The following is a 24,819-nucleotide window of genomic DNA, read 5'->3' as shown; positions in this document are numbered from 1 at the left end:
CGGAACCGGGCCCGGCCGCTGCGCGCAGGCCAGGCGCAGCGGGTGAACTGAAGCGGCGCCAGGGCTGGCACGTGCCTGGCGGCGCTTGCCTGGCGAGCGAGATTCCTGCACGCTGTGCTGGCGCCCAGGGTCTGGCGTAGCGTGCTGGCAGCGTCGTGTTTTTGCCGCTCTTTGCCGGTGCACGGTCGCCGTGATGGACGGCGGTGTGGAATCTGCCGTAGTGCCGCGGCTGGTGGGTGTTGTTGGCAGCGCCGGATATCGCGAGCCATGTCGGCGGTAGACGGCTCTCCGCGATCGACGCAAGTGGTGACGCAAGGCGTCGGTTGTGCCGAGACCAGGATGGCTAGCCTCTTCCGGGGACATGATCCGACATACACTCACTCGACATTATATATGCTAATGTCGATTGAAAGATGGAACGGGCATGCCAGGAATATGCTCAAATTAGCAAATTCCTGCTCGCGCGCAGACGTGGAACAGTGAAGCAGCCGGACAGCGAGATCTCCCATCCAGCATGCTGCGTGCCGCCAGTGCGTGCCGCAAGCCGATAAGCATACCGGAAACATTCCTATTGTAGAGATAGCAAGTTAGAATCTGCCCCGTTTTCGTTACCGTCACAAGGATCCCGCAGCGCCCGGCCTGGCCATGTGGCCCGCTTTCGCCTCCGGCAGCTCTGCCTCATCATTCCCATGCAGCGCACCTCCATGCAGCGTTTCCTCCCGGTCCGCCCCGCGGGCCGCCTGGCCTTGTTCATTGCCCTGTTGTCGCTTGCCGCCCTGCTGCTGACTCGCCCATCGAAGAGCGGCGACTTCCAGGAATACGCGTTGATGACGATCGCCCTCGCCAGCCATGGCAGCCCCGCTTTCACCCTGGCCGATCTCGAGCGCTCCGCCGCCCTGTCGCCCGAACCCGGCTTCGTAGCCGTGCACGATAAGCTGCGCAGCGGCATGCAGCGCGGCGATCCGCACCCCTTCCCCGGCTTCATCCGCGGCAGCGACGGTGGCTACTACGCCATCCACTTCTTCGCCTATCCGGCCCTGGCCGCCCTGCCCTTCAAGCTGATCGAAGCCGTCGGCGGCAAGCCGTTCAAGGCCTTCCAGGTGGTGAACCTGGCGGCGCTGGCGATCCTGGCGGTGGCCCTGTTCCGCTTTACGGACTCGGCGCCGCGCGCGATGTTCGGTACCGTATTCTTCCTGCTTTCCGGGGGGCTGCTGTATTCGAACTGGTCGAGTCCCGAATTCTTCAGTGCCTGCGCCCTGCTCTCGGCGCTGCTGTTGAGCCTTGCCGGCCGGCCCTTCCCGGGCGCCGTGCTGGCCGGCGTGGCGGCCATGCAGAATCCGCCGCTGCTGCTGTTCGCGCTGTTCGCACCGCTCATTCGCGCCGCCTATCTGTACGCGCACGACGGCTTGTCCGCGCGCGCCGCGCTGCGCACGATGTTCCGACTGCCCATGCTGCTGGCATCGGTGCTGGTGGCGGCGCTGGCGGCCGTTCCGGTGCTGTTCAACCAGGCGCTGTTCGGCATGCCGAGCGTGATCGCGCATTTCTCCACCTATCCGCCGCTGATGACGCCGGCCCGGCTGCTGTCCTTCTTCTTCGACCTGAACCAGGGCGCCATCGTCGGCCTGCCGGTGGCGATGCTGCTGGTCGCGCTGCATCTGGCCACGATGCGCGACCGGCCACGCCTGCGCTGGCTGCCGCATGCGCTGGCCACCATCCTGTTCAGCGTGGCGATGGCGATTCCCTCGCTGGCCACGGTCAACTGGAATTCCGGCGCGTCCGGCATGATGCGCTATGCGATGTGGGGCGGCATGCCGCTGTTCTACCTGGCCCTGGTCTACCTGCAGCGCCTGCCGCGCTGGCCGCTGGCGATGGTGGCCGCGATCCTGCTGGCCCAGGCCGGCATGGTGAAGTACGCGCGCAGCTACACCCACGTCGAGTTCAGCCCGGCGGCGCGCTTTGTGCTGGCCACCTTGCCGGGCTGGTACGAACCGGAGCCCGAGATCTTCATCGAACGTACGCTCGGAGAAGACGGCGCCGCGCATGGCGACGTGGTGGCGGCCTATCCTTCGCCGGCCGCGCCGGTGAAGATCGTCTTCAGCGCAACGAGCCGCGCCGCGCACGAAACCCTGTGCGGCCCCGGGGGCGAGGTCGCGCTCGCGCGCACCAGCGGCGGCTATCCGGGCGGCTGGACCTTCCTCGACGGCCCGCCCGTCTGCACCCGCGGCGCACTGCGCATGGGCGCGCCGCGATAAAACGGTGGCGCGGGTGCGCACGGATGACGGCCAGCCGTTTGCATCCGCCCGCCTCCGTGGTCCAGAATGCAGCATGCGAACTGATCACGCGAAAGGACGAGCATGGGCATCACGGTCAAGAACACGACGCCGGACACGGCCAGGGTCACGCTGGTAGGCGAAATGATGGATGGCAGCTTCGACGCCCGGGTGATGGCGGAAACCGATGTCCCCTACACCAAGTACTGGGACAACGAACTCGAGCAGCGCATCGTCTACCTGCATCCGGATCCACAGCAGTTGCAAGCCATCGTGGCGGCGCTCAACGAACGCCGCCTGTCGCTGGACGACCTGCAGAACTTCGGCAGCTCGACCGGCGGCAGCTCCGAACTGCCGATCTGAGACGCAAGCGGCCGCGCCTGCTCAGGGTAGCAGGCGCGCGCCGGAACCGACGATCTCGTCGTGGCGTTCATGGTCGCGCTTGTGCAGGTAGGCGGCCGTGGTGGCGATGTTCGCGTGGCCGGCCGTGTCCTGCAGCGTCTTGAGCTGCACGCCGCTGTTGGCGTGGTTGGTCAGCATGCTGTGGCGCAGCCAGTGGGTCGAGGCCAGGCGCAGCGCGGCGGCGCTGTCGTGGTCGCCCTGGCTGGCGGCGCGCCCGGCAGCCGCCATGAACACCGCTTTCAGGGCTTCCGACGCGGCTTCGTCCGTGATGCGTACCGGCTCCTCGCGCCGGCTGGACAGGACCAGCGGCATGCGGTCGGCGCGGCCGGCCTGCGGCGGCAATCCGAAGGCCAGGCGGTAGTCGCGCAGCGCGGCCAGCATCGCCGGCGGTACCGGCAGGCGGCGTGGCCTGGCGCCCTTGCCCATCACGTCCAGCCACCAGCGGCCATCGCCCTCGCTGTAGATCGATCCCATGCTGGCGCCGACGATCTCGTTCAGGCGCGCCCCCGTCTGGGCGAAAGCGACCAGCAGGAAGCGGTCGCGCTCGCGCTGGCGGATCGCCGCGGGCGTCTCTGCCACCCGCGCCGCCACCGCCTCCAGCGCATGGGCGATCGCCTGCGGGCTCAGGTAGCGCGTGATGCGGCTGCCTTGCGCGGCGCGCACGTTGCGCACCAGGCGCGCCGGATTGCGCCGCAGGTAGCCGGTCTGCTCGGCATAGCCCAGCAGGCCCTTGACGGCAATCATGGCCTGGCGCCGGCTGGCGTCCGAGAGCGGCCCGGAGAAAGGCCGGTAGCGTGGATCGGCGCGCGGCCACTTGGTGGCCGAGACCCATTCCGGCGGCGGATTGCGGATGAACTCCTTGTAGGCGTTCAGGTCGGCCACGGTCAGCTGCTGGAAGCGCTTGCGCGCCTCTTCGCGGCACCAGGTGAGGAAGCGGTACAGCTCCTTCTGGGTGTTGGCGACCGATTTCGGGCTCAGCTCGCCCTGCCCGATGTATTCGCGCGCCAGTTCGGCATCCGAGGCGGCATCGGTGACCGGTTCGTCGGCGATGCCGCGAAACACGGCGCCACGCGCGCTGGCGGCCAGGCGCAGCGGCGAATCCTGCGGCAATGGGTCGAGGTCGATCGGATGGAAACTGGGCATGGCGGCGATGGATACTGTGCTTATATACAGTATAACAGCCGGCCGCGTGCCCACCAAGGGGCGCTACGGCATAATAGCGGTTCTTCCCCTGCTTTCAGGAGCGACGATGTCCATGCCGTACCACTTCCTCTCCCTGGCTCGCGCGGGCGCCGCCCTTGCGCTGTCCTTGCCTCTGTATGCCGGCGCAGCCCAGCCAGCGACGCCGCCCGTGATCGAGGTCTACAAGACCTCCAGCTGCGGCTGTTGCAAGGAATGGGTCAGGCATCTCGAAGCCGAAGGCTTCCGCGTCAAGGCGCAGGACGTCGCCAATCCGTCGGACTACCGCGAGAAGTTCGGCATCCCGCAGCAGTACGGGTCTTGTCATACGGGACGGGTCGGCGGCTATGCGCTCGAAGGCCATGTGCCGGCGCGCGAGATCAGGCGCATGCTGCGCGAGCGTCCGAAAGCGCGTGGCCTGGCGGTGCCGGCGATGCCGGCGGGTTCGCCCGGGATGGAAGGCGCGCGCAAGGATCCCTACGACGTACTGCTGGTCAAGGATGGCGGCAAGGCCAGCGTGTACCAGGCGTATCGCTGAATGGACGCGGCCGCGGCCGCGGCCGCGGCCGTTCCGGGCCGCGCGCCGCGCGCTGCCCCGCCGCCGCATAATGGGCGTCCAGCAAGCAGGGAGCGCAAGATGAGCCATCCAATCAATGTGCAGGACCGGGGGCAGGACCCTTCCACGACCCTCGGCGTCGGCGGCGCGGCCAGCGGACAGCGCGGCGCCACGCCCACCCACGAAACCCAGGAAGAGACCGGAGGCAGTGGCGGCGATGGATTGAGCCGCAACCAGGCCGGCGCGACGCGCAACGCCCCGGACGGGCGCCCGGCGGTGCCGGACAGGAGCGAAGACGCGGCCGGCAACCCACGGGCGCCGGCCGATAGCGCGATGACGCACGCGGCACGCGGTCCGCAGGACACCCATGCGCAGCAGGCGAGTCCCACCGGCACCGGACTCGCGACGCCGGAGACCGGCGGCAACCAGGACGCGGCCGACCTGCCGCCCGCCTGAGCCCGCGCCTGAGCCTTTGGCAGCCGCGTCAGGATTCCACCCGGGCCGGCTCCACGCTGCCCGCGCCCGTGGTGGCTGGCGCGCCCCTTGCAGCCTGCCGCCGCGCCAGCTTTTGCCACCAGCGCCAGGACACGATCGCGTTCACCCAGAAAGCCGCGTACAGCAGCGCGGTCAGGTACAGCCCGCGACTGGCGTAGAGCGGCACGGCGATCGTGTTCACCAGCAGCCAGACCGGCCAGCTTTCGATGCGACGTCCCATCATCAGGAGCTGCGCGATCACGCTGAACACCAGCACCGCGGAATCGACGAAGGGCGCGTAGGCGTCGGTGCTGTAGAACAGCAGCGCGCCGTAGGCGGCGCTCGCGGCGACCCCGGCCGGCACCATCCAGGCCAGGGTGCGCGGCCTGGCATGGGTCACTGGCAACGGCGCGCCGGCCTTCCCGCGCGCCCAACGCCACCAGCCCAGCACGCTGGTGCCCACAAAGAAGACTTGCAGCAGCACGTCCGCATACAGGCGGTGCTCGGCGAACAGCAGGCCGAACAGGGTGCAGCCGGCGATGCCGGTCCACCAGGTATGGATGCTGTTGCGGCCGGCAAGGAAGATGGAGACGGCGACGCAGGCGTTGGCGGCGATTTCGAGCGGGGTCATGCGGCTCCCGGATGACTGTTGAGTAGGGAGCAATGTAAGCCAGCGGGCGGCCGGCGGCAAGCGCGGCCGTCGCTGGCTTCCCGCGATCACATGCGGATGTTGCCGTGCTCGGCGTCGACGTCCGGCGTCGAGCCGGTGACCGCCGCCTTCGCCATGGCGAACAGGCGCACCATCTTGCTGTCGTTCGAGTCCCAGTATTCGGCCGCATGCGGCATCACCCGCACCAGCACCACGTGCTCGTCTTCCGGGCCGGCGGGGAACCAGGCCTGGACCATCGGATTCCACAGCTCCCGGATGCGGGCGCGGTCGACCACGCGCTCGGCCGCGCCGCTGACCGACACATAGGTGCTGTTGTCGTTGTCGGCAAAGCTGACGTTCACTTCCGGCTGGTGGGCGATGTTGTCCCACAGCTCGGTGGTGCTGCGGGTATAGAACCACAGCCCGCCGTCGTTATCGACCTCCTGCCGGGTCATCGGCTGGCTGACCAGGTGTCCGTTCGCGTCGCGCGTGGTGAACATGGCGAAGCGCATCGAGCCGATCTTGTCCTGCAGGGCCGCCGCGTGCGCCTGGTCGTTCATGGATGGGGTGGTGAGTGCTGTCATGGCATACCTCGCTGGTTGGTTGAAACGCGATGCTAGCCCGCTCGGCCCGGCCCATCCGTGCGGCCGCGTACACTGTCCCGGCCTTGTCGCGGACGGTGCCCGGCGGCCGCCGGCCTGACGCCGGGGTGGCAAATCGTCTATAGTGATACCTTTGTACAACTGACTTTGCCATGAAATTTGACGTCGCTATTGTCGGCAGCGGGCTGGCCGGCCTGTCGGTGGCCCTGCACCTGGCGCAGACGCGCAAGGTTGCGATCATCTCCAAGCGCGAGCTGCTCGACGGCGCGAGCAACTGGGCCCAGGGCGGCATCGCCGCCGTCCTCGATTCCGGCGACAGCCACGACCAGCACATCACGGATACCCTGGTGGCGGGCGCCGGCCTGTGCGAGGAAGCGGCCACCCGCTACATCGTCGAGAACGGCCGCGCCGCCATCGAATGGCTGATCGAACAGGGCGTGCCGTTTACCCGCGACGCCTCGGCCGAACTTGGTTTCCACCTGACCCGCGAGGGCGGCCACAGCCAGCGCCGTATCATCCACGCGGCCGACGCCACCGGCCACGCGGTGCAGGTCACGCTGGAGCAGAAAGTACGCGCGCATCCGAACATCGCGCTGTTCGAGCACCACTGCGCGATCGACCTGATCACCTCCGACAAGCTGGCCGGCAAGGGCGCGCTGCATGGCGGCATCCCGCACCTGGTGGGCCAGCCGCGCTGCTACGGACTGTACGTGCAGGATGAGCGCAATGGCCAGGTGCTCACCTTCGAGGCCGAGCACACCGTGCTGGCCACCGGCGGCGCCGGCAAGGTCTACCTGTACACCACCAACCCCGACACCGCCACCGGCGACGGTATCGCGATGGCCTGGCGCGCCGGCTGCCGGGTGTCGAACATGGAGTTCATCCAGTTCCACCCGACCTGCCTGTACCACCCCTACGCCAAGTCTTTCCTGATCACCGAGGCGATCCGCGGCGAAGGCGGCCTGCTGAAACTGCCGCCCGAGGCGGGACCGGCGGCCGGCACCCGCTTCATGCCGGCCCACGACGAGCGTGGCGAGCTGGCGCCGCGCGACGTGGTGGCGCGCGCGATCGACTTCGAGATGAAGAAGCGCGGCCTGGACTACGTCCACCTCGACATCAGCCACCAGGATCCAGACTTCCTCAAGGAGCACTTCCCCACCATCCATGCGCGCTGCATGGAGCTCGGGATCGACATCACGAAGCAGCCGATTCCCGTGGTGCCGGCGGTGCACTTCACCTGCGGCGGCATCGTCACCGACCTGGCCGGGCGCACCGACATCCCCGGCCTGTACGCCGTCGGCGAGACGGCCTGCACCGGCCTGCACGGCGCCAACCGCCTGGCCAGCAATTCGCTGCTGGAGTGCGTGGTGATCGGGCGCGCCTGCGCGCACCAGATCGCGGCGGCGCCGCCGGTCGCGAACCCTGCCCTGCCGCCCTGGGACGAGTCGCGCGTGACCAATGCGGACGAAGAAGTCGTCATCGCCCACAACTGGGACGAACTGCGCCGCTTCATGTGGAACTACGTCGGCATCGTGCGCACCACCAAGCGCCTGGAGCGCGCCCAGCACCGCATCAAGCTGCTCAAGGAAGAAATCGACGAGTACTACCGCAACTTCCGCATCACGCACGACCTGCTGGAACTGCGCAACCTGGTCGAGGTGGCGTCCCTGATCGTCAACAGCGCGCTGTCGCGCCACGAAAGCCGTGGCCTGCACTATTCGCGCGACTTCCCGGACACCCTCCCCAAGGCGCTGCCGAGCGTGCTGACGCCGGAACGCCGCTGAGCCTCACAGGGCCGGCCTGCGCACGCGGGCCGGCTGCCATGCCATGAATCGCCCCGTCCTCACGCCCTCGACCATCCTGCTCCTGACCGTCCCCCCGGTGCTGTGGGCGGGCAACGCCATCGTCGGTCGCCTGGTGCGCGACGCCGTGCCGCCGATGACGCTCAACCTGATCCGCTGGACGATCGCCCTGCTGGTCCTGGTGCCGCTCGGCCAGGCCGCGTTCAGGCGCGGCAGCGGCGTGCTGGCCAACTGGCGCCGCTATGCCATGCTCGGCCTGCTGGGCGTGGGCCTGTACAACTCGCTGCAATACCTGGCCCTGCAAAGCTCTACCCCGATCAACGTGACCCTGGTCGCGTCGGGCGTACCGGTCTGGATGCTGCTGGTCGGGCGGCTGTTCTATGGAGTGCCGGTCAAGCGCAAGCAGATCGTGGGCGCCGTGCTGTCGATCGCGGGCGTGCTGGTGGTGCTATGCCGCGGCGACCTGCACGGCCTGCTGCAGCTGCGCCTGGTGGCAGGCGATCTTTACATGATCCTGGCCACCATCGCGTGGTCCTTCTACAGCTGGATGCTGATGCAGCAAAAGGATGTGCCGGGACTGCGGGCGGACTGGGCGGCATTCCTGGTGGCCCAGGTCGGCTACGGGGTGCTATGGTCGGCCGCCCTGGCCGGCGGCGAATGGGCGCTGGGCGGCGCCGCCATCGACTGGAGCTGGCCGCTGGCGGCCGCCCTGCTGTACGTCGCGATCGGCCCGGCGATCCTGGCGATGCGCTGCTGGGGCGCCGGCGTGCAGCGCGCCGGTCCCAGCATCGGCGCTTTCTTCATCAACCTGACACCGCTGTTCACGGCGCTGCTGTCCTCGGCTTTCCTCGGCGAGCCGCCCCATCTCTACCACGTGCTGGCCTTCGGCATGATCGTCGGCGGCATCGCGGTCTCCGCGCGCTAGGCCCTCCACGAAACTTTAGCCAGGGAATCGTGTTTCCGTCCGCGCAAGGCGGATGCTAGGATCCCAGCCCATGGAGGATCTCGCAAGATGGCAGCAGTAGCGACCGTTCACGACCGGGCCGAGGCGCTGGCGGAATTCCTGGAGCGGTATCCGCGCGCGCTGGTGCTGACCGGCGCCGGCCTGTCCACGGCCTCCGGCATTCCCGATTACCGCGACCGCGACGGCACCCGGCGCGGGCGCGAGCCGATCCAGGGACCGGAGTTCCGGCGCTCGGTCGAGATCCAGCGGCGCTACTGGGCGCGCAGCATGGTGGGCTGGCCGATCATGGCCGGGGCCAGGCCGAACGACGGACATCGGGCGCTGGCGCGGCTGGAAAGGAACGGCCGTTTTGCCCACCTGCTCACCCAGAACGTGGACGGGCTGCACCAGCAGGCCGGCAGCCAAGCCGTCCTCGAACTGCACGGCAATGTGCACAGCGTGGTCTGCATGCATTGCAAGGCGCAGTTCGCGCGCGCCGTCGTGCAGACCCTGCTGGCCGACGTCAATCCGGACCTCGCGGATGTCCTTGCCGCGCCGCTGCCGGACGGCGATGCCGCGATCGAACCGGATGCGCTGGAGGACTTCCACCTGCCGTTCTGTGTCCAATGCGGCGGCGCGCTTGCGCCCGATGTCGTATTCTTCGGCGATGGCATTCCGGCGCCGCGCACCGCGCGCGCGCTGGCGCAGATGGAGGCGGCCGACGCCCTGCTGGTGATCGGGTCGTCGCTGATGGTGTACTCGGGTTTCCGCTTCTGCCGCATGGCGCACGAAAGCGGCAAGCCGATCGCGGCCGTCAATCTCGGACGCACCCGCGCCGACCACCTGATGCAGCTGAAAATAGAAGAGTCGGCCGAACGGCTGCTGCCGCGCGCTGCCGACCTGCTCCATGTGGAGGAGCTGGAGGAGGCACCACCATTACTCGACCACAGGGGGATTTTGTGAACAAGCGCTACCGAAATACCGCAATCGCATCGCGCCGCGCCGGCGGCTGGCCCATCGGGGCCGTCGTGGCCGGCATCGGCCTCGCCGCGTCGTTCTTCTACGTCCGCGCCAGGACAAGGCAGGCCGAACGCGACAATCCGCCCGAGGGCAAGTTCGTCGAGGTCGACGGCGTGCGCCTGCACTACCTGGAACGCGGCAGTGGCCCCACGCTCGTGCTCCTGCACGGGAACGGCGTGTACTCGAAAGACTTCGAGACCAGCGGCCTGCTGCAGCGGGCGGCGCAGCACTATCGCGTCATCGCCTTCGATCGGCCGGGCTTCGGCTACAGCGAACGCCCGCGCAGCACGCTCTGGACCCCGGACAAGCAGGCCGCTTTGCTGCACCGCGCCCTCACCCAGATCGGCGTCGAATCCGGCATCGTGCTTGGCCACTCCTGGGGCACGATGGTGGCGCTCGCGATGGGGCTGCAGCAGCCTGACTTCGTGCGCGGCCTGGTGCTGCTGTCGGGCTACTACTATCCGAGCATCCGCCTGGACGTGGCCACGCTGACCCAGCCGGCCGTGCCGCTGATCGGCGATGTGCTGCGCTACACGGTGTCGCCACTGATCACACGGGCGCTGTGGCCGGGCATGGCCAAGCGTACCTTCTCGCCGAAGCCGGTCGACCGGCGCTTCGACGCCTTCCCGGTCTGGATGGCCCTGCGGCCCAAACAGCTGCGCGCCTCGGCGGCCGAGACCGCGCTCATGATTCCCTCGGCGGCCTCGTTGTCGAAGCGGTATGCGGAGCTGAAAGTGCCGTCGGTGATCGTAGCCGGCACCCAGGACAAGATCGTCGACGCAGGACACAATTCGGAGCGGCTCAGCGAGCGGCTGGCCATGAGCCAGCTCGAACTGGTGCCCGGCGTGGGGCACATGAGCCACTATGCGGAGCTCGACAAGGTGATGGCGGCGATCGGCACGATCGCCACCCAGGCCGGAGAACCGATGCACTTGCCAACGCCGGAAGCGGAGGCGCTGGCCAGGGCGAGCGAGAGTGGCGTCTAGCCGGCCGTGCCGGGCGTCTCCCCGGCGACCGGGTACGTGTTCACCCCTTGAGCACGTACTTGATGACGATCCCCGCGACCAGCGCCACGAAGATCACCAGCGACAGGCCGCCATGCAGCATCGGCGACCCGATCGACACCTGCGCTGTGCGCGGGTCCATTTCCATGCGCACGGCCTTGCCGAACATGACCGGGCGCAGGAAGCCGCGCACCCCGACCAGCACCATGCCGATGCCGAAGCACAGGTCGGCGGTGCTGTTGGTGTTCATGCCGTTGGCCAGCGTGGGCAAGCCCAGCACCATGCCGAAGACGAGCCAGAGGATGCGCGCACCGGTCGAGATGCGCAGTCGGCTCCAGTCCATCATGCCGCCTCCCCGTCCACCGCGCCGACCGCACCTACGATGCGCAGCGAATAATCCGTCGCGCGCACGTCCTTGGTAAGGCTGCCGACCGAGATGCGGTCCACGCCGGTTTCGGCGATCGCGCGCACCGTGTCCATGTTGATGCCGCCCGAGGCTTCCAGCAGCGCCCGGCCAGCGTTGACCTTGACCGCGTCACGCATCATGCCGAGGTCGAAGTTATCCAGCAGAACCGATTTCACGCCGGCGGCCAGTGCTTCTTCCAGCTGGGCGATGGTCTCGACCTCGATCTGCACCGGCACGCCCGATTCCAGCGCCTCGGCAGCCTGCAGGGCCCGGGTGACGCCGCCCGCTGCCGCGATATGGTTTTCCTTGATCAGGATGCCGTCGTACAAGGCCATGCGCTGGTTCTTGCCGCCGCCGACGCGCACCGCATACTTCTGCGCCAGGCGCAGGCCCGGCAGCGTCTTGCGGGTATCCAGGATCGCCGCCCTGGTGCCGGCAATGAGCTCGACGTACTTGCGGGTGGCGCTTGCCACGCCTGACAGCAGCTGCATGAAATTCAGGGCTGCACGCTCGGCGGTAAGCAGCGAGCGCGGGTTGCCTTCGATGGTGCAGACCGCCGAATCCCGGGCCATCGTGTCGCCTTCGGCATAGTGCCAGTCGATGGTGATATCCTGGTCGACGGCCAGCATCACGCCTTCGAACCAGGGCGCGCCGCACAGCACGGCTTCTTCGCGCACGATCACCCGTGCCTGAATCCGCGGGGCGACGGGTACCAGCATGCCGGTCAGGTCGCCGCTGCCGACGTCCTCCAAAAGCGCGGCCAGGATGTTGGCTTCGAAGGCCGATTGCAGTTTTTCATCAAACTGTTCTTCGGAAATGAATGGATTACGCAGGGTCGTCATGCGGGGCCGACTCCATTGAACAGTTGCGTGTTCTGCTCGAGCGCTCCGCTCGGCAGGGCCTGCGCCTTCTTGGCGGCGGCGAAATCGAGCATGCGGTCGATCGCGCGCTTGGCCTGGCGGCCGATCTCCGGATCGACCTGGACCTCGTTGGCGCCCGTTTCGAGCACCTCGGCCAGGTTCTTCAGGCCGTTCATGGCCATCCACGGGCAGTGCGCGCAGCTCTTGCAGGTGGCGCTGTTGCCGGCGGTGGGGGCCTCGATGAAGTGTTTGCCCGGCGCCGCCGCGCGCATCTTGTGCAGGATGCCGTTGTCGGTGGCGACGATGAAGGTCGTCGCCGGCAGCTTCACCGCGGCGTCGATCAGCTGGGTGGTAGAGCCGACCACATCGGCCTGGGCCACCACGGAAGCCGGGGACTCCGGGTGCACCAGCACCTTCGCCTCCGGATATTCAAGCTTGAGCAGGTCGAGTTCGACGCCCTTGAATTCGTCGTGCACCAGGCAGGAGCCCTGCCACAGCAGCATGTCGGCACCGGTCTGCTTCTGGATGTAGGCGCCCAGGTGGCGGTCGGGCGCCCACAGGATCTTCTTGCCCTGCGCATGCAGGTGCCTGACGATGTCGAGGCCGATCGACGAGGTCACCATCCAGTCGGCGCGCGCCTTCACCGCGGCGGAGGTGTTCGCGTACACCACAACGGTGCGGTCAGGGTGCTGGTCGCAGAAGGCGGCGAAATCATCGGCCGGGCAGCCCAGGTCCAGCGAGCAGGTCGCGTCCAGGTCCGGCATCAGGATGGTCTTTTCCGGGCTCAGGATCTTGGCCGATTCGCCCATGAAGCGCACCCCGGCCACGACCAGGGTCCGGGCCGGGTGGTCGCGCCCGAAGCGCGCCATCTCCAGCGAATCGGAGACACAGCCCCCGGTTTCTTCGGCTAGGTCCTGCAGCTCGGCGTCCACATAGTAGTGGGCGACCAGCACCGCGTCGCGTTCCTTCAGCAGGCGCTTGATGCGGTCCTTCAGTTCGGCTTTTTCACTTGCGGTCGGCGTTGCGGGGACGCGCGCCCACGCTTCGGCGGTCGCCGGGTTGATGGTGCAGGCCTCGCCGACCTGGGGGCGGTCGTATTCGTAGGTTTTAATCGGTACGGTGATCATGTCGATAGGTCTCACGTTCAGGACGTCGTAGGGTGGGCGGGTTTCCCGCCCACGCGGTCAACGCACTGGTGCGGACCACGGAGCGGGCCAGGATACGTGATCTGGCCGCGTGGGCAAGAAACTTGCCCACCCTACATAATTCAACGCGTCGCCAGTATCAGGCGATGCCCTGGCTGGTCAGGTACTCTTCGTAGTTGCCGCGGAAGTCGACGATCTCGTTCGCGCGGATCTCGAGGATGCGGGTCGCCAGCGAGGACACGAATTCGCGGTCGTGCGAGACGAAGATCATGGTGCCGGCGTACTTGTCGAGGGCGATGTTGAGCGACTCGATCGACTCCATGTCCATGTGGTTGGTCGGTTCGTCGAGCAGCAGCACGTTGTGGCGGCCCAGCATCAGCTTGCCGTACATCATGCGGCCCTTCTCGCCGCCGGACAGCACCTTGACCGATTTCTTGACTTCGTCGCCGCCGAACAGCAGGCGGCCCAGGATCGAACGCACGGCCTGGTCGTCGTCGCCTTCCTGGGTCCACTGGCCCATCCAGTCGGTGAGGTTCTCGCCGCCCGCGAACTCCTCGGTCGGATCCTGCGGCATGTAGCCGACATTGGCGTTCTCGGCCCACTTGACGCGGCCCTGGTCGGCCGCCAGGCCCGTGATGTCCTGGCCGCCGATGCAGCGCAGCAGCGTCGTCTTGCCGGCGCCGTTGGCGCCGATGATGGCGATGCGCTCGCCCGCCTCGACCATGATCGAGAAATTCTTGAACAGCGTGCGGTCGTAGGATTTGCTCAGGCCTTCGGTCTCCACCGCCAGGCGGTGCAGCTTCTTCTCGCCCTCGAAGCGCACGAACGGATAGGCGCGCGAGGATGGCTTGAATTCCTCGATCTTGATCTTGTCGATCATCTTGGCGCGCGAGGTCGCCTGGCGCGCCTTGGACTTGTTGGCCGAGAAGCGGCGCACGAAGTCCTGCAGTTCGGCGACCTTTTCCTTGGCCTTGGCGTTGTTGGCCAGCTGCTGGTTGCGCGCCTGGGTGGAGGCCAGCATGTAGTCGTCGTAGTTGCCCGGGTAGACCTTCAGCGTGCCGTAGTCCATGTCGGCCACGTGGGTGCAGACCTGGTTCAGGAAGTGGCGATCGTGCGAGATGATGATCATCGTCGAGTTGCGCTGGTTGAGGATGTCTTCCAGCCAGCGGATCGTGTTGATGTCCAGGTTGTTGGTCGGTTCGTCGAGCAGCAGGATGTCCGGATTCGAGAACAGGGCCTGGGCCAGCAGCACGCGCAGCTTCCAGCCCGGCGCCACGGCGCTCATCGGGCCCTGGTGCAGCTCGCTGGCGATATCCAGGCCGAGCAGCAGCTCGCCGGCGCGCGCTTCGGCCGAGTAGCCGTCGTATTCGGCGACCTTGCCTTCCAGGTCGGCGGCGCGCATGTAGTCTTCGTCGGTCGCTTCCGGGTTGGCGTAGATGGCGTCGCGCTCGGAGATGGCGTTCCACAGCTCGGTGTGGCCCATCATGACGACGTCCAGCACGCGCACGTCTTCGTAGGCGAACTGGTCCTGGCGGAGCTTGCCGAGGCGCTCGCCCGGATCGAGGCTGACATTGCCGGCCGACGGTTCGAGGTCGCCGCCCAGGATCTTCATGAAGGTCGACTTGCCGCAGCCGTTGGCGCCGATCAGGCCGTAGCGGTTGCCTTCGCCGAACTTGACGGAAATGTTCTCGAATAGCGGCTTAGCGCCGAATTGCATCGTGATATTGGCAGTGGAGAGCACTAGTAAACCTTTAGAAGCGGAGTTAGCAACGGTGTTGCCGGATAACCCGTGATTCTACCATTTCTACCATGGCAAAGGCCACCGGCACCCGGCCGCGCCTTCACGGCTGGGCGGCGGCGCTGCGCAGGGTCGGGTAGTCCGACAGCGCAAGGCGGAAGCCCTCCGCATCCGAGACCAGCCGGCCCTGGGCCCCGAAGGGAATGGTGACGCGGCGCGCGATGTGGCCGAAGCTCAGGCCGGTCAGGACGGGAATCGGCAGCGTTGCGCGCAGGTGGGCCAGCATGCCGGCGAAATCGTAGCCATTGTCGTTCGGGGCCAGCTGGTAGCCCGAAAAATCGCCCACCACCAGGGCGCGCTGGCGTTCCAGCACGCCCGCGTGATGCAGTTGCAGCAACAGGCGCTCGACCCGGTAGGGGTGTTCGGCCACGTCTTCCACCCACAGGATGCCGTCGTCGATGCGCGGGAAATATGGCGTACCGAGCAGCGAGACGACCATCGCCAGGTTGCCGCCCCAGACCCTGCCCTCTTCCTGGATACGCGGGTTGCCGGCAACCGACTCGCTGATCAGGTGGCCTGGTCCGGACAGGCAGCGCCAGAAGTCGTCCAGCGTGAACTGCACCGGTTCGGGCAGGCCGAAATCGACCGCCACCATCGGGCCGGCATAGCTGAGCGCGCCGGTGCGCGCCATCAGGGCCATGTGGATCGCGGTGATGTCGGAAAAACCGACCACCAGCTTGCCGCTGGCGGCCAGGGCCTCGTAGTCGATGTATGGCAGCAGGCGCGAGCAGCCGTAGCCCCCACGCACTGCCATGATGAGCTGGATGTCGGGATCGGCGATCGCCGCCCGCAATTGCCCCAGGCGGCCCTCGTCGCTGCCGCCGAAGCGCTGGTGGGCGGCCTCGTGCTCGTAATAATTGTTGACCAGGCAGCCATGCTGTTCGAGGCGGGCCACGCCGCGCTCGACCGCGCGCGGGTCGAGCGCCTGGCCGGCCGGGGCCACGACGGCGATGCCGATTTGTTGGGTGATCACTGTGTAAGGGGTCTGAGTGACGACTATTGCTTCACGAATAAGCGCGGTGTCGAATCCGGCAACATCTTACCCCTGGCGTGGGCGTCGATCAAGGCGAGTAGCCGTTCGACCAACTGCGGCGGCAGGTCGTGCCCCATGCCCTCGATGATCTCGAGGCGGGCGCCGGGAATGCGGCTGGCCGTATCCTCGCCGCAGGCGGGCGGCACCAAGGGATCGGCGGCGCCGTGGATGACCAGTGCCGGCACGCCGATGGCGGCCAGCTGGGCGCAGCGGTCGCCGGAAGCGGCGATGGCCAGCATCTGGCGCGCTACGCCGCCCGGGCAATAGCTACGCCGCACCGAGCGCGCGACCCGCTTGCGCAGCAGCCGCTCGGGCGTCGGATAGGCCGGGCTGCCGATGGCGCGCATGACGTCCACACCGTGGTCGATGATGCTCTCGATGTCGGCCGGATTGGCCGGCCGGCGCAGCAGCAGCTTGCCCACCTTGCGTTCGGGACCGGGCAGGCCACGCCGGCCACTGCTCGACATGATCGAGGTCAGGCTCAGGATGCGCTGGGGATGGCGGGCCGCGAGGATCTGGGCGATCATGCCACCCATCGAGACGCCGACCACATGGGCGCGCGCCACGCCGAGCGCGGACAGCACGCCGAGCGCATCCTCGGCCATGTCCTCGAGCCGGTAAGCGGGCCGCAGCGGCCAGCCGAGCCGCGACTTGAGCCAGGCCAGTGTCAGGTTGGGAACACCCGCCCCCTCGAACTTGGTGGACAGCCCGCAATCGCGGTTGTCGAAGCGGATCACGTAGAAGCCGAGTTCGACGAGGCCTTCGACGACTTCCTCGGGCCAGGCGCTCAGCTGCATCCCGAGGCCATGCACCAGCAGCAGCGGCGGGGCTTTGGGGTCGCCCGCGGTGTCGAAGGCGATGCGGATTCCGTTGGCGTTCAGCGTAGGCATGGCGGCAATGTCGGCGCCGGCTTGGGCGCGGCGGCAGCTGATCGGAGTTTGCGTCGGCGCCAGCCTGTACCGGGGCCTGGCCGACTTGTAAACAGCATATCACCTCCGCAAGATCGGCGGCGCTCGTCCTGCCGTACGACCAATCTTACGAGATTGCTGGAACACCATTGCGCACGGGCGCGCAGTGGCGCAACGGGCGCCCGTCCGGCGCCTCAGTGAACCTGGTTGGGATGGCGGTCTGCCATGACCGTCCCGTCCTGCACCAGCAGACGCGCGGGCTCGACGAGTTCGAGCTTGATGAAGTTGGCCTGCGTGGGCTCCATCCAGGCCTGCACCGCGTGGGGATTGCCGCCGATGACCGGGCCGACCCCGGCTTCCCTCCCATGGCGGGCGAAATCCTGATCGATGCGTCCGACCCACATCGGAATATGGCCGAGTACCCTGAACCTGGCGACATACCGGCACAGGTTGTCCCATTTGACGATATTCGCGTCCCACTCCGCCTCCGACACGCAGCGCGGCGCTTCGAACGAATAGCAGCTGCCTAGCAGTTTGTTCTTGTCGCCAAACACACGAAAAAGCATATCGCCTGGCTCGGCGGGCCAGTATGTGGGTACTTCCGCGAAACCGGTATCCAGCAACCATTGTTTGGTGAAAGCAGGCATGACATGTCTCCCCAGGGTGACGCCTACGCGAATTTCAACATACCGCAGGATATTGCACGAGTATGCGCCGGGTTCGGCATGCAAGCAATGCACATGGACGGCATGCGGCTTTTGGAAGAGACGACGCGCCGCGGGCGCGTCCGGCTGTCAGCCCGCCTGGGGCAGCTTGCGGGCAGCGGCGCGGCGCTCGGCAAAGAAGGCCTTGAGCATCGCGCCGGCCTCGTCGGCCAGCAGGCCGCCGCGGACTTCGGCATGGTGGTTCAGCCGTGTCTCCTGGAACAGGTCGAGTACCGAGCCGCAGGCGCCGGTCTTGGGGTCGCGCGCCGCGTACACGACGCGCGCCAGGCGCGCATGCATCATCGCGCCCGAGCACATCACGCAGGGTTCCAGGGTGACATAGAGTTCGCAACCCGGCAGCCGGTAGTTGCCGAGCTTGTCGGCGGCCGCGCGCAGCGCGACGATTTCTGCGTGCGCGCTGGGATCGTGGCGCCCGATCGGCTGGTTGTAGCCGCTGGCGATGACTTCGCCGTCCTTGACCACGACGGCGCCCACCGGGACCTCACCCTCGGCCCAGGCGAGCCGGGCCTGCTCGAGGGCCAGGCGCATGTAGCGTGCGCCCTCCGGCTCCATTCCGGCCTCGGGCGACGGCATGGGCACTATCTCAGGCATCGCTGACTTCGGCCCAGCAGTTCGGGGTTTCGTGCAGCACCAGCTTGTGCAGGCGCAGGCCGGTGCCGTAGCGGTCGGTGAACACGGTCTTCAGGATGCCGAAGGCGACCCGGGCCAGGTTCTCGACCGTGGGGATGCAATCGATGACCACCGTCTTGTGGCCGGGCAGCGACGCCAGGAACTCGCGCACCCGGTCGTCCTTTTCGTACACCAGGAAGGCGTGGTCCCAGACGTCGACCAGGTGCTGCTTGGCCAGGGTCTTGACGTCGGAAAAATCCATGATCATGCCGTTGTCGGAATTTCCTTCGACATCGATGACGGCGCCGGTCAGGGTGATCTCGAGGGTATAGCGGTGGCCGTGCAGGTTGCGGCACTGGCTCTTGTGGTCGGGAATGCGATGGCCGGCATCGAATTCCAGCTTGCGGGTAATGGTCAGCATGTCAGCTCGGAGACAGGAAATCTGGGAATCAGGGAATTTGCAGGAGTTTGTGGGTCTGGAGGCTGAGCTTCCATTTCGGGTTGCGGCGGCAGGTCTCGATTGCCATGCGGGTATTGTGCGCGGCCAGCGGGCCATCCATCGGCTGCACGTAGAAGTGCTCGAAGTCGAGTCCTTCGTAGGCGGCCAGGTCCTGGCCGGCCTGCGGGACCACGACCTTGATCTCGTTGCCGCGGCCGACCACCAGCGTCGAGCCCATCTTCGGGCTGACGCAGATCCAGTCCACGCCGTCCGGTACAGGCAGGGTGCCATTGGTCTCGATGGCGATGGTAAAGCCGCACGCGTGCATGGCCGTGATCAGCGCAGCGTCCAGCTGCAGCAGCGGTTCCCCGCCGGTAAACACGACATACTTGCTGGCAGCATGGGTATCCGGCCACAGGCCGTCGATCTCGGCCGCCAGCGCGTCAGGGTCGCGGAACTTGCCGCCCCGCTCGCCGTCGGTGCCGACGAAATCGGTGTCGCAGAAACTGCATACGGCGCTGGCGCGGTCCGCCTCGCGGCCGGTCCACAGGTTGCAACCGGAAAAACGGCAGAACACGGCGGGACGCCCCGCGTGGGCACCTTCGCCCTGCAGGGTGTAGAAGATCTCTTTGATGCTGTAAGTCACGGTATGCCTCTCGTCAACCTTCCATTATACCTTGCCGGCGGGCGCCCGCGCCATCCCCGCGATACGGAGGTAGGCAGCGCTTCTGCGGGACCACCGGCAGCAAAGTTGAGAAGAAGCAAGATTAACTTGCCGAAGCAGCGCTAAGGTCGTACGGAATCTTCCGAATGCGTGTAAGAAGGATGCCAGCACCATGTTCACTCTATTCCTATTCGGCGCGCCGGCGTGGGCGGCTGCCCATCCGGGCGGCGCGGCTTTCCTGCCAGTTGCCAGCCTGGCCGGCGACCGCTTGCGCGCCGCCCTGCCGGAATTGCCGCTGGCCACGCTGCTGGTCCTGGCTGCCGCCGCCCTCGGGCTGCTGCTGCACCGCCGCGTGCAGGCCGCGCACGACCGTTACCTTGCCCTGGACGGCCAGCTGCAGGCCGAGCGCAGCGCCCGTGCCGAGGCCGAGGCCGCCCTGGCAGGCAGCCACGAAGTGTTGTGCCGCCTGGTCCGCCAGCAAGAGTCGGTACGCGAAGCCGAACGGGCCCGCATTGCGCGCGACCTGCATGACGAACTGGGCCATCGCCTGCTCGCGCTGCGGGTCGAGCTGGCGCTCCAGCAGGCGGCGGTGCGCGGCACTTCCGCCGTCCTCTACGACAAGCTGAGCCAGGCCATCGGCACGCTCGACGCCGCCCTGCGCTCGGTCCGAACGACCGTGGGCGGCTTGCGTCCGATCGCTCCTGGCCAGAGCCTGCGCCAGGCGGCCGAGCGGCACCTGGCGGAGTTCGCCCGCCTGCACGGACTGGATTACCGTTTCGATGCCGGCCTGGCATCCGAGGGCGGCTGCGACCCGGAGAGCGAGGTGGTCCTGTTCCGCGTACTGCAGGAAGCGCTGTCGAATGTGGGACGGCATGCGCAGGCAAGCATGGTCAGGGTCTCGCTGGTGGAGGCGGCTGGCAAGACCGTGCTGCGCGTGGAGGACGATGGGATCGGGCCCGGCGTGCCCGCATCCACGACGGGCCGCGGCCGCGGCGTCGACGGCATGCGGGAGCGCACCGCGGCCCTGGGCGGCAGCCTGAGCCTGGAAGCGGGCCGGCGCGGCGGCACGGTCCTGTGCGCAACGTTTCCCTCGCGCAGGCTGGCGCCTTCAGGTTGATCAAGCGTGGCCGGCGCACGGCGGATCGGTCGGCTCGACAGGGCTGATCGCTGCGCATTGCTGAAAATCAAGAAGTTCGTGCCTGTGCGGTAGCAGAATCGTTTCCTGTTGGCAGCAATCCAGCTGCCCGACTGGAACCGCAGAGGACGACCATGATCAGCACACCGCACCAGGAAGCCGCCACCCGATCCAGCATGCCGCCCGCCGCCGTCAGGGACGCGGCCTTCGTCGGGCAACTGGTGGCCACCCTGTCGGTTCCGGTATACGTGCTCGACCCCGAAGGCCGGGTCATGATCTGGAACCGCGCCTGCGAGGGCTTGACCGGCGTTCTGGCCGGCGACGTGCTGGGTACGGCCGAGCACTGGCGCAGTTTCTTCCAGCACCGGCGCCCGACCCTGGCCGACCTGGTCCTGCAGCGCCGCCGTGAAGCGCAGCGCAGCATCCTGCCGCATGGGGTGCCGGGCGACCCGGCCGATGGAGCAGCCGGCCTGAGCGTGGAGAGCTGGTTCGACATGCCGTGCGCCGGGCGCCGCCGCTACCTGGCGGCCGATGCCAGTCCGATCTTCGGCGCCGATGGCGAACTGATGGCCGTGGTCCAGACCCTGCGCGACCTGACCGAGGAAAAAATGGCCCAGGTGGCACTGGAAAAGCTCGCTACCCGTGACGGCCTGACCGGACTGGCCAACCGGCGCTGCTTCGACGACACCCTGCAGTCCGAATGGTCCCGGGCCCTGCGCCAGCAGCAGCCGCTCTCGCTGCTGATGGTGGACGTGGATAATTTCAAGGCCTACAACGATGCCAACGGCCACCTCGGCGGCGACGACTGCCTGAAGCGGGTGGCACGTGCCGTGGCCGCCGAGATGCGGGCCACCGACCTCGTGGCCCGCTACGGGGGCGAGGAATTCGCCGTGATCCTGCCGAACCAGTCGCTCAAGGGCGCAGCCATCGTTGCCGAGCGGATCCGGTGCCGGGTCGAACAGCTGCGCCTGCCCTCGAGCACCCCCGGCGGCCATGTCACGGTATCGATCGGCGCCGCCACCGCGATCGCGGGGCCGGACAGCGCCGCCAGCGAACTGGTGGCGACCGCGGACGCCGCGCTGTATCGCGCCAAGCACCTTGGCCGCAACCGCATCAGCCTTCCCTTGAGCGAAGCGGCCTGAAGGCGGCCCTGTTCATTCCTTGTCGGATAATCTATCCTTGACGGATAGTAATATTCCCAAAAGGAGAGAACGTGTTGACAACCACCCTGTCGCGACCGCCTTTCGCGACGACCATGCCGGCTGCTGTGCTGGCAGCCCTGCTCGCCTTCGCCCCCCAGGCCGTGGCCGCCCCGGCGCCGAAGGCCGCCGCCGCCGCGCCGGCCGGCGCCGACGTCCTGCCCTTCAAGGCTACTGAAAAGACCCTGCCGAACGGTCTCAAGGTGATCGTGGTGCCGACCGGGTTCCCGAACCTGGTCTCGGTGCACATCCCGGTGCAGACCGGCTCGCGCAACGAGGTCGAACCGGGCAAGTCCGGCTTTGCCCACTTTTTCGAGCACATGATGTTCCGTGGCACCCCGGCCTATCCGCCGGAGAAGTACCAGGCCATCATCACCAAGGCCGGTGCGCGCCAGAACGCCTACACCAGCGACGACCTGACCAATTACTACACGACCTTCGCCAAGGAAGACCTGGAAACCGTGCTGAAGGTCGAGGCCGACCGCTTCCAGCACCTGTCGTATCCGGTGGAGGCCTTCAAGACCGAGTCGCGCGCCGTGCTGGGCGAATACAACAAGAACAGCGCGAATCCGATGCAGAAGCTGTTCGAGGTCCAGCGCGAGGCCGCCTTCAGCACCCACACCTACCGCCATACCACGATGGGCTTCCTGAAGGACATCGAGGACATGCCGAACCAGTATGAATACTCGAAGGTCTTCTTCGACCGCTGGTACCGGCCCGAGCGCACCACCGTGATCATCGCCGGTGACGTCGAGCCGGCCAAGGCGGTGGCGATGGTGGAGAAGTACTGGGGCGCCTGGAAGCGCGGCAGCTTCAAGTCGAACGTGCCGGCCGAGCCGGCGCCGAAAGGCGCGCAGTACCGGCATGTCGCCTGGCAGACCCCGACCCTGCCGCTGGTGACGGTTGCCTTCCGCGCCCCCGCCTTCTCCGACCGCCAGAAGGACCAGGCCGCGCTGTCGATGCTGCTCTCGCTTAGCTTCGGCCGCACCTCCACCCTCTACAAACGCCTGGTGCAAGACGAACAGAAGGTCGACCAGCTGTTCGACTTCGTCCCGAACCGGGTCGACCCGACCCTGGCCACCATCGGCGCGCGCGTGAAGAAGCCGCAGGACGCCCTGTACGTGCGCGACGCCATCCTGGAGACGGTGGCCAGGCTGCGCGACGAGCCGGTGACCGCCGGCGCGCTGGCCGACGCCAAGTCGGCCAACAAGTACGGCCTGATCCGCTCACTGGACAATACCGAGGCGATCGCCTCCACCCTCGCCTCCTATGTGCACTTCGAGCGCTCCTACGGCACCCTGAACCGCTACTACCGGGTGGTCGACAGCCTGACCCCGGCCGACCTGCAGGCCGCGGCCCGCAAGTACCTGGTGGACAATGCGATGGTGGTCACTACGCTGTCGCACGAGGCCCTGCCGGCCGCCATCGGCACCCTGCCGAAGCTGGCCGATGCAGCGCAAGGGGCGAAGGCCGCCGGTTCGGCTGCGGACTTCGACGTGCTGGTGCAGAAGTCGGCGCTGCCGCAGATCCGATTCAAGCTGCTGTTCGCGGCCGGTTCCGCCCACGACCCGAAGGGCAAGGAAGGCCTGGCCGCGCTGACCGCGGCGATGGTGGCCGCGAGCGGCTCGCGCGAGCGCAAGATCGACGAGGTGACCAAGGCCCTGTTCCCGCTGGCGGCCAGCTTCAGCGAGCAGACCGACAAGGAAATGACCACCTTTACCGGCTCGACCCACAAGGACAACTGGAATCAGTACCTGGGCATCGCGCTGCCGCTGCTGGTCGATCCGGGCTTCCGCGAGGAAGACTTCCGGCGCCTGAAGGACGCGCAGAAGAACGCCCTGGTGCTCGACCTGAAGGACAATAACGAGGAAGAGTTTGGCAAGGAGAGGCTGCAGGCGAATGTCTTCGCCGGCACGCCCTACGGCCACCCGGTGCTGGGCACGGCCAAGGGCATCGACGCGATCACGCTGGACGACGTCAGGAACTTCTACCGCCAGGCCTACCAGCAGGGTGCGCTGCGGGTCGGCATCTCGGGCGACGTCAGCGATGCGATGGTGGCGTCGCTCAAGGGCGCGCTGGCGCGCCTGCCGGCAGGTACGGGCCTGCCCGCCACGCCGGCGCTGCGCGGGCGCATGCCGAACGGCCTGGAAGTGGAGATCATCGAGAAGAACACCCGCGCCACCGCGATCTCCTTCGGCCTGCCGATCGAGGTGACCCGCTCGCATCCGGACTTCGCAGCCCTGTGGCTGGCCAAGACCTGGCTCGGCGAGCACCGCGCCTCGAGCGCCCGTCTGTACCAGCGCATCCGCGAGGAACGCGGCCTGAACTATGGCGACTACGCCTACATCGAAGCCTTCCCGCGCGGCATGTTCCAGTTCTTCCCGAACCCGAACCTGGGCCGCAAGGCGCAGCTGTTCGAAGTCTGGATCCGCCCGGTGGCGCCGCAGAACGGCCACTTCGCCTTGCGCGCCGCGCTGTTCGAGCTGGACAAGCTGGTCTCCGGCGGCCTGTCGCAGCAGGACTTCGAGACCACCCGCGACTACCTGATGAAGAACGTGTTCGTGATGACCGCCACCCAGGACCAGCAGCTGGGCTATGCGCTCGATGCCCAGTGGTACCGCACGCCGGAGTTCACGCGCATGATGCGCGAGGCGCTGGCCAAGCTGAGCGTGGCCGACGTCAACGCCGCGATCAGGAAGCACCTGTCGAGCAAGAACCTGTCGGCGGTGATCATCACCAGGGATGCGGCCGGCCTGAAGGACAAGCTGGTGAGCGACGCCTTCTCGCCGATCGCCTACGATGCGCAGAAGCCGCAGTCGCTGCTCGACGAAGACAAGCAGATCGGCGCCCTGAAGCTGGGCATCCGTCCGGAAGCGGTGAAGATCACCCCGGCGGCCGAGGCCTTTGCGCAGTAATCCGCGAGGCGGACATGGCGTTTGCCATGCTTGCATGAAATCGGCGCCCTCGGGCGCCGATTTTTCTTACCTCAGCCTGGTG

At 67.4% G+C, this 24,819-nt stretch carries 24 protein-coding genes; 11 read left to right on the top strand and 13 right to left on the bottom strand.

Going from position 1 to position 24,819, the window contains the following annotated elements; all coding sequences use genetic code 11:
* Positions 1 to 704: 704 nt before the first annotated feature.
* Positions 705 to 2,252 carry a hypothetical protein gene (locus tag LE190_RS17170; RefSeq protein WP_225239849.1) on the top strand — a complete coding sequence of 516 codons (1,548 nt, stop codon included), beginning with the start codon at positions 705 to 707 and terminating at the stop codon, positions 2,250 to 2,252.
* A gap of 102 nt (positions 2,253 to 2,354) precedes the next feature.
* Positions 2,355 to 2,633: a hypothetical protein gene (locus tag LE190_RS17165; protein WP_225239848.1), complete on the top strand. Its 279-nt coding sequence runs from the start codon at positions 2,355 to 2,357 to the stop codon at positions 2,631 to 2,633.
* A 21-nt stretch (positions 2,634 to 2,654) separates the two neighbouring features.
* Here the strand turns inward: LE190_RS17165 and LE190_RS17160 are convergent, their stop codons facing one another.
* On the bottom strand, positions 2,655 to 3,815 hold the full coding sequence (locus LE190_RS17160; protein ID WP_225239847.1) for a tyrosine-type recombinase/integrase: 1,161 nt from the start codon (positions 3,813 to 3,815) through the stop codon (positions 2,655 to 2,657).
* A gap of 106 nt (positions 3,816 to 3,921) precedes the next feature.
* Between LE190_RS17160 and LE190_RS17155 the strand changes: the two genes are divergently transcribed.
* Both LE190_RS17155 and LE190_RS17150 read left to right on the top strand, forming a co-directional pair.
* Complete coding sequence (locus LE190_RS17155) at positions 3,922 to 4,389, top strand: DUF411 domain-containing protein (protein ID WP_439847498.1); 468 nt, start codon at positions 3,922 to 3,924, stop codon at positions 4,387 to 4,389.
* Positions 4,390 to 4,488: 99 nt separating this feature from the next.
* Positions 4,489 to 4,863, top strand: a complete 375-nt coding sequence (locus LE190_RS17150) for a hypothetical protein (protein WP_225239846.1) — start codon at positions 4,489 to 4,491, stop codon at positions 4,861 to 4,863.
* Positions 4,864 to 4,891: 28 nt separating this feature from the next.
* On the opposite strand, the gene pnuC is transcribed toward LE190_RS17150, so the two are convergent.
* A complete protein-coding gene (gene pnuC, locus LE190_RS17145; RefSeq protein ID WP_225239845.1) occupies positions 4,892 to 5,512 on the bottom strand; it encodes a nicotinamide riboside transporter PnuC in 621 nt (206 codons plus the stop codon).
* Between the two features lie 86 nt (positions 5,513 to 5,598).
* Positions 5,599 to 6,114 carry a pyridoxamine 5'-phosphate oxidase family protein gene (locus LE190_RS17140; protein WP_225239844.1) on the bottom strand — a complete coding sequence of 172 codons (516 nt, stop codon included), beginning with the start codon at positions 6,112 to 6,114 and terminating at the stop codon, positions 5,599 to 5,601.
* A gap of 170 nt (positions 6,115 to 6,284) precedes the next feature.
* Here LE190_RS17140 and nadB point away from each other — a divergent pair, with 170 nt between their 5' ends.
* From nadB to LE190_RS17120, 4 genes are all read left to right on the top strand, one after another.
* Positions 6,285 to 7,916, top strand: coding sequence for an L-aspartate oxidase (nadB, locus tag LE190_RS17135; RefSeq protein ID WP_225239843.1), 1,632 nt, complete (start codon positions 6,285 to 6,287; stop codon positions 7,914 to 7,916).
* 43 nt (positions 7,917 to 7,959) lie between these two features.
* The gene (locus LE190_RS17130) at positions 7,960 to 8,859 is read left to right on the top strand and encodes a DMT family transporter (protein ID WP_225239842.1); all 900 of its coding nucleotides are present in this window, start codon (positions 7,960 to 7,962) and stop codon (positions 8,857 to 8,859) included.
* 87 nt (positions 8,860 to 8,946) lie between these two features.
* On the top strand, positions 8,947 to 9,840 hold the full coding sequence (locus tag LE190_RS17125; protein WP_225239841.1) for an NAD-dependent protein deacetylase: 894 nt from the start codon (positions 8,947 to 8,949) through the stop codon (positions 9,838 to 9,840).
* Entirely contained in the window at positions 9,837 to 10,883 is a 1,047-nt protein-coding gene (locus tag LE190_RS17120) for an alpha/beta fold hydrolase (protein ID WP_225239840.1), read from the top strand. Before LE190_RS17125 ends, LE190_RS17120 begins: the two co-directional genes overlap by 4 nt.
* 40 nt (positions 10,884 to 10,923) lie before the next feature.
* On the opposite strand, the gene LE190_RS17115 is transcribed toward LE190_RS17120, so the two are convergent.
* The 10 genes from LE190_RS17115 to queE form a co-directional block, all read right to left on the bottom strand.
* Positions 10,924 to 11,247 carry a hypothetical protein gene (locus tag LE190_RS17115; RefSeq protein WP_225239839.1) on the bottom strand — a complete coding sequence of 108 codons (324 nt, stop codon included), beginning with the start codon at positions 11,245 to 11,247 and terminating at the stop codon, positions 10,924 to 10,926.
* Complete coding sequence (gene nadC / locus LE190_RS17110; RefSeq protein ID WP_225239838.1) at positions 11,244 to 12,149, bottom strand: carboxylating nicotinate-nucleotide diphosphorylase; 906 nt, start codon at positions 12,147 to 12,149, stop codon at positions 11,244 to 11,246. The genes LE190_RS17115 and nadC overlap by 4 nt, the downstream gene beginning before the upstream one ends.
* Positions 12,146 to 13,294: a quinolinate synthase NadA gene (nadA, locus tag LE190_RS17105; RefSeq protein ID WP_225239837.1), complete on the bottom strand. Its 1,149-nt coding sequence runs from the start codon at positions 13,292 to 13,294 to the stop codon at positions 12,146 to 12,148. Before nadA ends, nadC begins: the two co-directional genes overlap by 4 nt.
* 157 nt (positions 13,295 to 13,451) lie before the next feature.
* On the bottom strand, positions 13,452 to 15,053 hold the full coding sequence (locus LE190_RS17100) for an ABC-F family ATPase (protein ID WP_225239836.1): 1,602 nt from the start codon (positions 15,051 to 15,053) through the stop codon (positions 13,452 to 13,454).
* A 100-nt stretch (positions 15,054 to 15,153) separates the two neighbouring features.
* Positions 15,154 to 16,083, bottom strand: a complete 930-nt coding sequence (gene ldcA, locus LE190_RS17095; protein ID WP_225239835.1) for a muramoyltetrapeptide carboxypeptidase — start codon at positions 16,081 to 16,083, stop codon at positions 15,154 to 15,156.
* 23 nt (positions 16,084 to 16,106) lie between these two features.
* Positions 16,107 to 17,033 carry an alpha/beta fold hydrolase gene (locus LE190_RS17090; RefSeq protein WP_225239834.1) on the bottom strand — a complete coding sequence of 309 codons (927 nt, stop codon included), beginning with the start codon at positions 17,031 to 17,033 and terminating at the stop codon, positions 16,107 to 16,109.
* A gap of 212 nt (positions 17,034 to 17,245) precedes the next feature.
* Positions 17,246 to 17,698, bottom strand: a complete 453-nt coding sequence (locus tag LE190_RS17085; protein WP_225239833.1) for a hypothetical protein — start codon at positions 17,696 to 17,698, stop codon at positions 17,246 to 17,248.
* A 147-nt stretch (positions 17,699 to 17,845) separates the two neighbouring features.
* The gene (tadA, locus tag LE190_RS17080; RefSeq protein WP_225239832.1) at positions 17,846 to 18,349 is read right to left on the bottom strand and encodes a tRNA adenosine(34) deaminase TadA; all 504 of its coding nucleotides are present in this window, start codon (positions 18,347 to 18,349) and stop codon (positions 17,846 to 17,848) included.
* A 10-nt stretch (positions 18,350 to 18,359) separates the two neighbouring features.
* Entirely contained in the window at positions 18,360 to 18,806 is a 447-nt protein-coding gene (queD, locus tag LE190_RS17075; protein ID WP_225239831.1) for a 6-carboxytetrahydropterin synthase QueD, read from the bottom strand.
* Positions 18,807 to 18,834: 28 nt separating this feature from the next.
* On the bottom strand, positions 18,835 to 19,470 hold the full coding sequence (gene queE / locus LE190_RS17070) for a 7-carboxy-7-deazaguanine synthase (protein WP_225239830.1): 636 nt from the start codon (positions 19,468 to 19,470) through the stop codon (positions 18,835 to 18,837).
* 190 nt (positions 19,471 to 19,660) lie between these two features.
* Here queE and LE190_RS17065 point away from each other — a divergent pair, with 190 nt between their 5' ends.
* From LE190_RS17065 to LE190_RS17055, 3 genes are all read left to right on the top strand, one after another.
* Positions 19,661 to 20,605 carry a sensor histidine kinase gene (locus tag LE190_RS17065; protein ID WP_225239829.1) on the top strand — a complete coding sequence of 315 codons (945 nt, stop codon included), beginning with the start codon at positions 19,661 to 19,663 and terminating at the stop codon, positions 20,603 to 20,605.
* A gap of 194 nt (positions 20,606 to 20,799) precedes the next feature.
* The gene (locus tag LE190_RS17060) at positions 20,800 to 21,765 is read left to right on the top strand and encodes a sensor domain-containing diguanylate cyclase (protein WP_225239957.1); all 966 of its coding nucleotides are present in this window, start codon (positions 20,800 to 20,802) and stop codon (positions 21,763 to 21,765) included.
* A 71-nt stretch (positions 21,766 to 21,836) separates the two neighbouring features.
* Entirely contained in the window at positions 21,837 to 24,737 is a 2,901-nt protein-coding gene (locus LE190_RS17055; protein WP_225239828.1) for a M16 family metallopeptidase, read from the top strand.
* The last annotated feature ends 82 nt before the right edge of the window (positions 24,738 to 24,819 follow it).

The organism is Massilia hydrophila, from assembly GCF_020208145.1.
GTDB classification, from domain to species: Bacteria; Pseudomonadota; Gammaproteobacteria; order Burkholderiales; family Burkholderiaceae_D; genus Telluria; species Telluria hydrophila.
This window is presented reverse-complemented; position numbering and strand designations above follow the sequence as displayed.

What these genes read in the sequence shown, in the direction of transcription:
- pnuC (WP_225239845.1), bottom strand. Translation starts at nt 5,512, where the DNA reads ATGACCCCGCTCGAAATCGCCGCCAACGCCTGCGTCGCCGTCTCCATC.
- nadA (WP_225239837.1), bottom strand. Translation starts at nt 13,294, where the DNA reads ATGATCACCGTACCGATTAAAACCTACGAATACGACCGCCCCCAGGTC.
- LE190_RS17155 (WP_439847498.1), top strand. Translation starts at nt 3,922, where the DNA reads ATGTCCATGCCGTACCACTTCCTCTCCCTGGCTCGCGCGGGCGCCGCC.
- LE190_RS17085 (WP_225239833.1), bottom strand. Translation starts at nt 17,698, where the DNA reads ATGCCTGCTTTCACCAAACAATGGTTGCTGGATACCGGTTTCGCGGAA.
- tadA (WP_225239832.1), bottom strand. Translation starts at nt 18,349, where the DNA reads ATGCCGTCGCCCGAGGCCGGAATGGAGCCGGAGGGCGCACGCTACATG.
- nadC (WP_225239838.1), bottom strand. Translation starts at nt 12,149, where the DNA reads ATGACGACCCTGCGTAATCCATTCATTTCCGAAGAACAGTTTGATGAA.
- LE190_RS17130 (WP_225239842.1), top strand. Translation starts at nt 7,960, where the DNA reads ATGAATCGCCCCGTCCTCACGCCCTCGACCATCCTGCTCCTGACCGTC.
- LE190_RS17140 (WP_225239844.1), bottom strand. Translation starts at nt 6,114, where the DNA reads ATGACAGCACTCACCACCCCATCCATGAACGACCAGGCGCACGCGGCG.
- LE190_RS17115 (WP_225239839.1), bottom strand. Translation starts at nt 11,247, where the DNA reads ATGATGGACTGGAGCCGACTGCGCATCTCGACCGGTGCGCGCATCCTC.
- LE190_RS17170 (WP_225239849.1), top strand. Translation starts at nt 705, where the DNA reads ATGCAGCGTTTCCTCCCGGTCCGCCCCGCGGGCCGCCTGGCCTTGTTC.
- LE190_RS17060 (WP_225239957.1), top strand. Translation starts at nt 20,800, where the DNA reads ATGCCGCCCGCCGCCGTCAGGGACGCGGCCTTCGTCGGGCAACTGGTG.
- LE190_RS17065 (WP_225239829.1), top strand. Translation starts at nt 19,661, where the DNA reads ATGTTCACTCTATTCCTATTCGGCGCGCCGGCGTGGGCGGCTGCCCAT.
- LE190_RS17165 (WP_225239848.1), top strand. Translation starts at nt 2,355, where the DNA reads ATGGGCATCACGGTCAAGAACACGACGCCGGACACGGCCAGGGTCACG.
- LE190_RS17160 (WP_225239847.1), bottom strand. Translation starts at nt 3,815, where the DNA reads ATGCCCAGTTTCCATCCGATCGACCTCGACCCATTGCCGCAGGATTCG.
- queD (WP_225239831.1), bottom strand. Translation starts at nt 18,806, where the DNA reads ATGCTGACCATTACCCGCAAGCTGGAATTCGATGCCGGCCATCGCATT.
- LE190_RS17150 (WP_225239846.1), top strand. Translation starts at nt 4,489, where the DNA reads ATGAGCCATCCAATCAATGTGCAGGACCGGGGGCAGGACCCTTCCACG.
- nadB (WP_225239843.1), top strand. Translation starts at nt 6,285, where the DNA reads ATGAAATTTGACGTCGCTATTGTCGGCAGCGGGCTGGCCGGCCTGTCG.
- LE190_RS17125 (WP_225239841.1), top strand. Translation starts at nt 8,947, where the DNA reads ATGGCAGCAGTAGCGACCGTTCACGACCGGGCCGAGGCGCTGGCGGAA.
- LE190_RS17090 (WP_225239834.1), bottom strand. Translation starts at nt 17,033, where the DNA reads ATGCCTACGCTGAACGCCAACGGAATCCGCATCGCCTTCGACACCGCG.